This window comes from SAR324 cluster bacterium (assembly GCA_029245725.1).
Classification (GTDB): Bacteria; SAR324; SAR324; order SAR324; family NAC60-12; genus JCVI-SCAAA005.
The window spans coordinates 1-10097 of sequence record JAQWOT010000222.1 but is presented as its reverse complement, the minus strand read 5'-3'; the positions used below and the strand labels follow the sequence as shown (position 1 = coordinate 10097).

Genomic DNA, 10097 nt, shown 5'->3' with positions numbered 1-10097 from the left:
GATAGAGATACAGACCTCAGGCCAGGAAATTGGGGTAGGATTTCCTTCCATTGCCTTCACTAATTCAATTTGGACATCCACTTTAATAGTCCTGACTTTTAAACCGTTCACTTCATTTGGTGTCCGAATCTGCTTCTTTGTATTAGCGATATCTTTCCACCCTCCACTCCAGTATTGGAAATTGCCATCAGTCTCATGGGAATACCCTCTTCTAAGACAATTGCACGCACTTGGTTGGTGAACGGTCAGTCAAAGTGGCATTTAGCTACATGGTCATCTGGAAACATATAGGGAAGGTCCAACACCTGTACTGGCCCATAAATTTTTCTGAATCCGCCGATTCTCGTTATGTAAATTTCCAAAGCACCCGACTGAATTGCATCCAAGCAATCCACATCTATGTAATAAAATTCATAATTAATTAGATCTGAATTTTAATTTCTCTATTGGATCGGGATTCCCCTAGTCTTTGAAGACCATCCAGCCATCAAAATCCACCTCATTTTCTTAGTAATGAAGTTGATCTTTACGAATTCTCTTGCCGAGACGTTAAAGCCATGACTTAGTGACTGTCACCATGAAAGCTGAAAGATATTGACTGTTATTTGATTCTATTGTGTTTAACTGAATTCATGTGTTCAAAAGAACCTGGACTCAACACCGTTCTCCAACACCAAGAGGTGTCAGGGGGAGAGAGTCAGGGACCCTCCCATAGACTTTTGAAAGTTGGCAGGTTTGAAGTTGCGGGAGTAAATTTGTTCCAAAATTTTCACATTCATCCTTGTGGGGATAGCCTGAGAAAATAAAAGCCCGAATTCCCATTTTCTGGTATCTTTCAAGTTTGGTCAGAATCTGATCAACACTACCAACAAGCGCAGCTCCACATCCAGAACGAGCTCGTCCGACGCCAGTCCAAAGATTAGGTTCTACAAACCCGAGTTCATCTGAATCAATGACATTCTTTGCCTGATAAGAGACGCCAAGGCTAGTGGAGTCCAAAGCCCGAGCTTTGATCGATTGTCCAATTTTGGCTTCTAGCTGAGACACCAGAGACTGCGCGTATTCTCTAGCTTCGGCTTCTGTGTTACGAACGATCATGTGAACCCGCAACCCATAATCGAGTTTTCTCCTAAAACACTGGGCCTGAGCGTGAGCAGCTCGCATTCTTTCTTTCAACGCATCCTCTGGTTCCGGCCACATCAGGTAGACATCACAGTGCTGGCCACAAAGTTGAAGTGCGGGCGGAGAATAGCCACCAAAGTAGAGTAGTGGTCCACCATTTTGCTGATAGGGTCTGGCAGGATCAGTGGTTAGCTTTTGAAATTGATAGAAACGACCTTCATAGTTGATTTCATCTTGGCTCCAGGCCTGTTTGAGAATCTCGACGACCTCCTTGGACCGTTCGTAACGATCTTCACTGGAAATCTTCTCTCCTGGCATGTCCGAGGAAATAATATTGATCGTAAGGCGGCCTCTCATCATATGATCCATGGTAGCAACCGTTCTAGCCAACATGATTGGGTGCATTTCTCCACAGCGTACAGCCGTGAGCACGTTAATTTGACTGGTCAGAGGTGCTACGCTGGATGCGAATGTTAACGTATCTTGGCCAACTTGATAGGAAGAGGGACAAAGAATGTTGCCGAAGCCAAGCTTTTCAGCAGTAAGTAAGACTTCACTAGTGTTTTTCCAATTGCTGCGTAGTTGCCCATCTGGAACACCAAGATACCGGTAATCATCTGAACAAAGAGGGGCAAACCACGCCACTTCCACACGATCTAGATCTGCACTCTGGATAGGTACGACTGTTTGAGAATTGGACATGACTTTAGCTAAATGATTTTGTGGGTAAAAAATGACGACTGAAAAACGGCCGCTTCAATATGGAATGATTGGATGTGGAATGATGGGCCAGGAGCACGTGCGAAATATGAAATTGCTGGATAATGTTGAGTTAAAGCATGCTTATGAGCCCGATGAAGGGGTGCGAACACAGATGAAACAACAAGTTCCTTCGATCCAATTTCATGAGAGCATCGAGGCATTGCTATGGGAAACAGAAGTCGATGCTTGGGTGATTGCGAGTCCTAATTTTAGACATGCTGAGCAATTAGAACTGATCAGCAGCCTTCAACCAAAGCCAACTTTGGTTGAGAAACCACTCTGTACCTCTGCAGCGCAACTCAAAAAATTACTTCAACTGAAAAAGAATTTTCATTTTCCGATTTGGGTGGCAATGGAATATCGCTATATGCCTCCCTTGGCTGCTCTGATTGAAGAGATTCGCAATCCTTCTTGTTTAGGTCAACTCAAAACACTAAGTATCCGTGAGCATCGCTTTCCATTTTTGGTCAAAGTGGGCAATTGGAATCGCTTCAATGCCAACTCTGGTGGAACACTCGTAGAAAAGTGCTGCCATTTTTTTGATCTGATGAACCTGATCACACAAAGCCAAGCAACAAAGGTTTTTGCGTCAGGAGGGATGGCAGTCAATCATCTTGATGAAAGCTACTCAGGACAGAAACCAGATATTATTGACCAAGCCTTTGTGATTGTAGAGTTTGCAAATGCAATGAGGTCAACCCTTGACCTGTGCATGTTCGCTGAAGGATCTCTTTTCCAGGAGGAAATTGCAGCTGTTGGATCATCAGGGAAGGTAGAATGTAAAATTCCTGGGCCAGATCGATTCTGGCCAGAAGATTTGGGCAACCCACCTACACCAGAGTTGATTTTTAGTCCAAGATTTCCAAAAGGTGTTTCAAGAATAGAAGCCGCTGTAGACCCTTTGATTCTGGCAGCCGGGGACCATCATGGGTCCACATTTTACCAGCACCAACGGTTCCAGCAGGTAGTTTTAGGGAATGGGGAAATCGAAGTTAGTTTAGAAGATGGAGCCCGGGCTGTCCTGCTTGGATTAGCAGCTCAGGAGTCAATCAAGACAGGCCAGGCCATTTCTTTGGTAGAGGGCACCTACTCGTTTGATCAGTTTCTTTAGATTTAGCACCCAGTAATAATTGATTCGAAGAACACTGCTCACTGACTTTGTCAATGAGGCACAATCTGAACTTTCATGGAGATCGTTTTATCAAAAGCCAACTGGAGAGCTTTGGCTGCTTCGGCAATCGGAAATCGACCAGTTAGGATCGGTTGCACGTTCAATCTTTGACTCTCAAGCAATTTGACGGCTCGTGAGAATACATTGCCAAAACGCATAGAACCTCTGATGTCCAATTCCTTAACCATGATCTGATTCGCAAAAAGATGAATTCCCTCAACAGGAAGCGTTCCGACCTGCACTATTGTACCTCCACGACAGACTAGTTCGATACAGTTGCCAAGTGCAGATGCCGCCCCCGAAACCTCAAAAGCCACATCAAATTGATTAAGTAATTCAGGAGACAGTGCTGCTGATGGCTTCACACAAAGCGTTTGGTCAGCCCCAACTTTTCGGGCAATTGCCAACGGTTCCTCCAGCACATCAACCATCGTGACCTGTTCTGCCCCATCCAGTTTAGCAGCAAGTAAAACCATGCATCCGATCGTTCCCGAACCACTGATTAAGACTCTCTTCCCAGACAAGTTCCCTGCCCTGTTGACTGCGTGAAGTCCCACAGAGAATGGTTCTGACAATGCCAGTTCTTCAAGAGAAACCTGATTTGAAACAGGAATACACTGCTTTGCGGAAATTAAAAAATACTCCCGAAACATTCCCTGTGCATGCGGAAAAACACTGGCACTCCCAAGAAAAAACATACTGTCACAAAGGTTTTCACGCCCCTCCCGACATCGAGAACATTTTCCACAAGGGTGAGAGGGATTAATCGCAACTCGTTGTCCTTCTTCGAGACCAGTGACATTGGTGCCCAGACCTGCAATCACACCAGATGCCTCGTGGCCAGGGATCAAGGGTTCTTGAATTTTGAATTTCCCAATCTGTCCATGCCGAAAATAGTGCATATCAGAACCACAGATTCCTGCAGCTCCCATCTTTACCAATGCCTGATCGGGTCCGGGTTGCGGACAAGGAACGTCTTCAATTCTCAGATCTTCCGCTCCGTAAATGCTACATTGCAGCAAGGGTCCTCCTAAAGTTTAGCTTTGAATTTATCGATAAAGCATTGTTGGTAGCCACAAGACTATCTCTGGGACGTACGTTATGACTAATAGGGCACCAATCAACGGTATGAACCAAGGCAGCACAGCTTGAACGGTTTCCTCAAAGGTTTGGTTAGAAATCTTGGCCATGATGTAGAGAACCATGCCAATAGGTGGAGTCAACAACCCAATCATCAGATTTAGAACCATCACCAAACCGAAGTGAACAGGGTCTATACCTAGACTACCAAGAATTGGCATGAACACAGGAACCAGAATGGTGATTGCTGCGATCCTCTCCATGAAACAACCTACAAATAACAAAAAAACATTCGCCATGAGCAAAAATACTAACGGATTGTCACTGATGGAAAGGACCCATTGCGCAATTTGTGAGGTGACTTGAGTCGTAGTTAACACCCAAGCAAAAATGGAAGCACTAGCCACGATGAAAAGAACTGTCGCTGTGGTTTCGATAGTTTCCATCGAGATCTTGATCAACATCTTCCAATTCAACGAACGATACCAAACCAGACCAAGGAAGAGAGACCAGGCAACAGCAGCAACAGCGGCTTCGGTGGGGGTGAAGAGGCCAGATGCCATACCACCGATCAAAATGACTGGGGTCATCAACGCCATAAAGGCTTCTAACCTCAGAAATTTATCAATAGCCATTAACCCCAAGAACGGGACTCCAAATTTCCACATGCCCCCAAGTTCTTCATCCTGCCAAAGATGAAACAGAAAATAAGCTGCGATCAGTAGTATTACCAACTCCAAGAAGGCCTTCCCCATTTTCAACCAATTGAGGGCGGCATCTCTTCCGTAGTGTTGGGAGTAGGAAAAGTAAGTGACCATTCCCATCATCAAAAGGGTCATGACCAAACCCGGAATGAAACCTCCGGTAAACAACTGTCCAATCGAAACATTGGCCTGAACCCCATAGATCACCATCGGCAAGGATGGGGGTATGATCGGGCCGATCGTAGCCGAGGCAGCAGTTACCCCAACAGCAAAATTGGTAGGGTAGCCGTTATCTTTCATTGCTTTGATTTCGATGGTTCCCAGTCCACCCACATCAGCGATAGCAGCTCCTGAAATCCCTTAGAAAATCACTGAAGCAAGGATGTTCACATGCCCCAGTCCACCCTTAAGCCAACCATAGACAAAGCGAAATGAAAAATACGATTAGTGACCCCTGCCGAATTCATCAAATTCCCGGCAAGGATGAAGAAGGGATCAGCGAGTAGGGGAAAGCTATCAACCCCACCTACCATTCTGTGCACCAGGGTTAATGGCGGAATGGTGCCAGAGAACCAAATATACATTAAGGAACCGATGCACATGGCAATTGCGATCGGAATCCCCAAAGACATGGAAGAAAGGAAAGAAAGAAAAAGCAGGGCGTTCATGGGTTAGTTCTCAATTTCTCCGGGACGTTCCAAAGAACTCCAGCCCTGTCGCTGATGACGAATTGCCACCTGAACGGAGCGAAAAGTCATCATTACAAAACCAAAAGTGACGAATCCGTAGACGTAGCTCATAGGAAAGTCAATTACCGTCATGTTGAGGTTGTGCATTCTCGGCACAAGGGTGTACGAAACCCAACTTGTGTAAGCTAGAAAGGCAATTCGTACAAGATCTACGAAAGTGGAAAGTGAGCGTCCAACTTTTGGGGGAACAAGACGATAAATGAATTCTACGTGAATGTGAGTGTTGTGACGGACTGCCATCGACGCACCTAAAAAGGTCACCCCGATCAGCAGATAACGAGCGATTTCTTCCGTCCATCCTGCTGAGTCTGACAAGACGTAGCGAGTAAAGAATTGGTAAAAGACCGTAATGGCCAATAACCAAAACACCACAAAGGTCAACCAGTCTTCCCACTGGTAAACACTCAGGTCGACTGGCTCATCGGTGGCGTGAAATTGTCCTGAATGTTCAGAATTGTCCAATGTGGACAGTTTTTCACTAGATGACATGGGAATCAGCGAATTGCCTGAATTTTATCCCAATCAGATTTGTCGTAGCCCATTGAAGCAATGGGTACTGCCTTCAGAACAGCCTTTTGGAAGCTATCTCGATCTACGTCAGTAACGGTCAAACCTCGCTCTCGAAAGACTGCTGCCAACTTGGCTTCCCGGTCCATGATTTCTTGGCTAGCTTTCTGAGCTGCCTCACGAGTGATATTTGTGAAGAGTGTCTTCTCAGCTGCACTCAGGTTGTTCCAAATATGAGGGGTCACCTGTGTTGCCACTGCATCAACGATATGACCAGTCAGCATGATATGCTTTTGAACCTCGTGGAACTTCTTGGCATCAATGGTAGGAAGTGGATTCTCCTGGGCCTCTACCGTTCCACTTTGCAGTGCTAAGTATACCTCAGAGAAGGCAATTGGGGTTGGATTGGCGCCACAGGCCTTCGGCATGGCCATGTAGGCAGGAACATCAGGTACTCGAATCTTCAAATTCTTCATTCCTGCACAGTCACTGAACTGTCAGTTTGAAGTGGTGTGGCGTGCACCGTAGTAGGTCATCGCTGTGATGTGGATTCCCGTTTTCTTTTCATACATTCCAGCCAACTCAGCAAAACCATCACTCTTTGATTAGGCCAGTAGGTGTTTCCCATCATGGAAAGTGAAAGGGTAGTATCCTACACCAATTCCTGGGACACTTCTGGCGGCAAATGATAGACCAGAGATAATCATATCCACGGTCCCTAGCTGCATTCCCTGGTTGATGTCGGTTTCTTTACCAAGAGATGAAGCGGGATAGACTTCAACCTTGTACTTACCGTTGGTCTGCTTCTCAATTTGCTCCCCAGCCTAAACAGACCAGGTGTGGTAGGGCTCTGAAGTCTCATAAACATGAGCCCACTTCAGTGTAGTTTGTGCGAGTAGGGTGGCACTGCTCAAACCTAGGGCGACGACCGTCGTCACTGAGATCTTCAACCAATTTTTCATGAGAATTCTCCTTCAGAGATGGCAGGGAGGATTGATGGTTTGAGCCTCCCTAGATTCATGATTACGAATTCTGCATGCTTTTATGCATGCAGAAAAACGTGTCTCTGATATATTAGTGATTGACTTAAAGTCAATCAAAAACCACTGATTAAGATGAATTTGTATCTTTCTTAAACCAAGGAGACGAGCATGAAAATTACAGAAGCCCGTGTGATTGTGACCTGTCCAGGGCGGAACTTTGTGACACTCAAAATTGTCACAGATGAAGGAATTTATGGTCTTGGAGATGCCACCTTAAACGGAAGGGAACTGGCAGTAGTATCGTACCTTCAAGACCATGTGGCTCCTTGCCTAATCGGACGTGATCCCCAGCAGATTGAGGATATTTGGCAATATCTCTATCGAGGAGCCTATTGGCGTCGAGGACCTGTAACGATGACGGCAATTGCAGCCGTGGATACCGCCCTTTGGGATCTGAAAGGCAAAATTGCCAATCTGCCGATTTATCAATTGCTGGGAGGTAGAAGCCGAACAGGTGTTTTGGTATACGGGCATGCCAACGGTGCAGATCTCTCCTCTACCATTGATGAAGTGGGTCGTTACCGCGAGATGGGATACAAGGCCATCCGGGCACAATCGGGTATTCCAGGACTGGGCAGCACATACGGGGTCTCGAAGGATCGAATGTTTTATGAACCGGCCGACAATGACTTACCCACCGAAAATTTCTGGTCTACATCCAAGTATCTAGATTTTGTTCCAAAGCTGTTTGAAAAGTTGAGAGAGGTCTATGGGCCAGAGCCACACTTCCTTCACGATGTCCATCATCGTTTGACCCCACTCGAAGCCGCACAGCTAGGGAAGATGCTTGAGCCCTATCGAATGTTCTGGCTGGAAGACACTGTGCCTGCAGAGAATCAGGAGGGCTTTCGGTTAATTCGCCAGCACACCACCACCCCCCTCGCAGTGGGTGAAGTGTTCAATACGATTTGGGACTGCAAAACCTTGCTGCAGGAACAGCTTATAGACTATATCCGGACGACAGTGGTTCACGCTGGTGGTATCACACACTTGAGAAGAATTGCTGATCTTGCTGGTCTCCATCACGTTCGCACTGGCAGCCATGGTGCAACAGACCTATCACCAGTATGTATGGGTGCTGCGTTGCACTTTGACACTTGGGTGCCGAACTTTGGGATTCAGGAATACATGCGACACACAGAAGAGACCGATGCGGTATTCCCTCATGATTACAGATTCGATGATGGTTTCCTCTTCTGCGGAGAGAGTCCTGGTCATGGAGTGGATATAGACGAGGCCTTGGCTGAAAAATACCCCTACCAAAGAGCATTCCTTCCAGTAAATCGGCTTGAAGATGGGACGATGTGGAATTGGTGAGATAATTTTTGCCACTCAGGAGGATCAAACTTTAGATTAGTGAATAGTCCTCTGAGTGTTTCTTGCTGGTAAGTCTTAGGAAAAAAATTTACATGGGACAAAGTGAAATCAGCAATGATCAAGCGGATGCGCCTAGTTCTTCTTCCATGTAAATTTTGATGATTTCATCAAAGTTATTTTCTGCTTTGAAGCCCAGCGATCTTGCCTTCTCAGCCTCAAATGACTGAGGCCAACTGTAGACCAACTTTTCAATGAAAGGATCTGGCTCTCGTCGAATCAATAAGACAGTATCCTTACCCGCAGCGCGCTCCAGTGCTTCGATCTGCTCCTTAACACTTGCACACAAACCAGGCAACGTCAGATTGCAGTCCCTACCAACTAGTTCCAGATCAATAGTGGCTGCGTGTAAGAAAAAGCCAACAGCGGCTCTTGGGCTGGCATGCCAATGACGGACATCATCTGACACAGGCAAGACAGCCTCCTTACCATTCAAAGGCTCTCGAAGAATTCCCGAGAAAAAACTAGATGCTGCTTTGTTGGGCAATCCAGGCCGGATGCAGATTGTTGGTAGTCGAAGCCCAATTCCTTGTAGGATTCCGCGTCTGGAATAATCTGCCAATAACAACTCACCTATGGCTTTCTGAGTCCCGTAGCTACTCAGGGGAGTGCGGTGATGCGTATCAGGGATCGGATCTGGAAATGGAACACCGAACACAGCGATTGATGAAGTGAAGATCACTCTAGGGCAATAATCCTTTTGAGCCCGGATCGCTTCCAATAAATATCGGGTACTGTCAAGGTTGACGCGATAGCCTTTCTCAAAATCAGCTTCCGCTTCTCCAGAAACGACAGCAGCCAAATGGAAGATGAAATCTGGTCTTTGTTGAATGAGTGTTTCAGCAGAGCCTGGATCTCCCATGTCCATCGCGTGTTCAGCGTAGGCCCCTTCAAATTGAGGTAGTCCCTTGGGGGTTGTGATGTCAGCGAGGGTCAGCTTGGTAATTTCTTGTTCGCCAATTCTTCGATCTTGAATCAGTCGCTGGGCTAATTTGCGGCCTAACATTCCAGCTCCACCAGTAATCAATACATGCATGTCTCAAGGTTTGAAAATAGGGTTGAGATCTAGCCGTGCAAAAGAAATTGAGATGTACTAAATTCCTTTTCTTCGCAGGGAACAACTTCATGGATAAGTACCCTTTGGGCTCCAGAAATACTGATGCGCATGTTGATCTCATCAGGGAGACTAGTCAACGTATTTGTCCGAATTCTTAAAGAATTTACTCAGTTGTTTCTCCATTTTTTGAGATCGAAATTTGACGAAACCATGAGGATTCCAAAGAGGATCATAGCACCACCAAACCATACCTTTGGACCGGGTTCGTCTCCCCAGAAGATGATTGCCATCAACACAGCGAAGATGGGAGTCAGGAGGTAGTATGGAGTGATGCGACTGACAGGTTGTTCCTGTAACAACCAGAAGTTGATTCCATGACCGATGATCGAGGAGAAAATAACGGCATGCAGCACGGAGATCCAATTAATCCAAGTAGCAGATTCAATCTTTTGCCAATGATCTTCTTCAACCAACAGTGACAGGAAAAATATCGGCAATATTCCACATAGGCCTGTCCAAGCCTGTAGG

7 protein-coding genes and 2 pseudogenes are annotated in these 10097 nt (G+C 46.1%); 2 read left to right on the top strand and 7 right to left on the bottom strand.

Features of this window, described 5'->3' with window-relative positions; translation table 11 throughout:
* Positions 1–654: 654 nt before the first annotated feature.
* The gene (locus P8O70_11940; protein MDG2197572.1) at positions 655–1824 is read right to left on the bottom strand and encodes an LLM class flavin-dependent oxidoreductase; all 1170 of its coding nucleotides are present in this window, start codon (positions 1822–1824) and stop codon (positions 655–657) included.
* 31 nt (positions 1825–1855) lie between these two features.
* Between P8O70_11940 and P8O70_11935 the strand changes: the two genes are divergently transcribed.
* On the top strand, positions 1856–2995 hold the full coding sequence (locus tag P8O70_11935; GenBank protein MDG2197571.1) for a Gfo/Idh/MocA family oxidoreductase: 1140 nt from the start codon (positions 1856–1858) through the stop codon (positions 2993–2995).
* Between the two features lie 50 nt (positions 2996–3045).
* Here P8O70_11935 and P8O70_11930 read toward each other — a convergent pair whose 3' ends face one another.
* From P8O70_11930 to P8O70_11915, 4 genes and pseudogenes are all read right to left on the bottom strand, one after another.
* Positions 3046–4077 carry an L-idonate 5-dehydrogenase gene (locus P8O70_11930; protein ID MDG2197570.1) on the bottom strand — a complete coding sequence of 344 codons (1032 nt, stop codon included), beginning with the start codon at positions 4075–4077 and terminating at the stop codon, positions 3046–3048.
* Between the two features lie 27 nt (positions 4078–4104).
* A pseudogene (locus tag P8O70_11925) lies at positions 4105–5507 on the bottom strand (TRAP transporter large permease).
* 3 nt (positions 5508–5510) lie between these two features.
* Positions 5511–6077, bottom strand: a complete 567-nt coding sequence (locus tag P8O70_11920) for a TRAP transporter small permease (protein MDG2197569.1) — start codon at positions 6075–6077, stop codon at positions 5511–5513.
* Positions 6078–6082: 5 nt separating this feature from the next.
* Positions 6083–7057, bottom strand: a pseudogene (locus P8O70_11915) (sialic acid TRAP transporter substrate-binding protein SiaP).
* Positions 7058–7246: 189 nt separating this feature from the next.
* On the opposite strand from P8O70_11915, the gene P8O70_11910 reads away from it, so the two are divergent.
* Entirely contained in the window at positions 7247–8455 is a 1209-nt protein-coding gene (locus P8O70_11910; GenBank protein ID MDG2197568.1) for a D-galactonate dehydratase family protein, read from the top strand.
* Positions 8456–8573: 118 nt separating this feature from the next.
* On the opposite strand, the gene P8O70_11905 is transcribed toward P8O70_11910, so the two are convergent.
* Both P8O70_11905 and P8O70_11900 read right to left on the bottom strand, forming a co-directional pair.
* Positions 8574–9548, bottom strand: a complete 975-nt coding sequence (locus P8O70_11905) for an SDR family oxidoreductase (protein MDG2197567.1) — start codon at positions 9546–9548, stop codon at positions 8574–8576.
* A 188-nt stretch (positions 9549–9736) separates the two neighbouring features.
* On the bottom strand, positions 9737–10097 hold a 361-nt coding region (locus P8O70_11900; GenBank protein MDG2197566.1), incomplete at its 5' end, for a DMT family transporter.

Bases quoted from the DNA above. Each gene is read 5' to 3' on its own strand.
- P8O70_11940 (MDG2197572.1), bottom strand. From the start codon at position 1,824: ATGTCCAATTCTCAAACAGTCGTACCTATCCAGAGTGCAGATCTAGAT.
- P8O70_11935 (MDG2197571.1), top strand. From the start codon at position 1,856: ATGACGACTGAAAAACGGCCGCTTCAATATGGAATGATTGGATGTGGA.
- P8O70_11910 (MDG2197568.1), top strand. From the start codon at position 7,247: ATGAAAATTACAGAAGCCCGTGTGATTGTGACCTGTCCAGGGCGGAAC.
- P8O70_11920 (MDG2197569.1), bottom strand. From the start codon at position 6,077: ATGTCATCTAGTGAAAAACTGTCCACATTGGACAATTCTGAACATTCA.
- P8O70_11905 (MDG2197567.1), bottom strand. From the start codon at position 9,548: ATGCATGTATTGATTACTGGTGGAGCTGGAATGTTAGGCCGCAAATTA.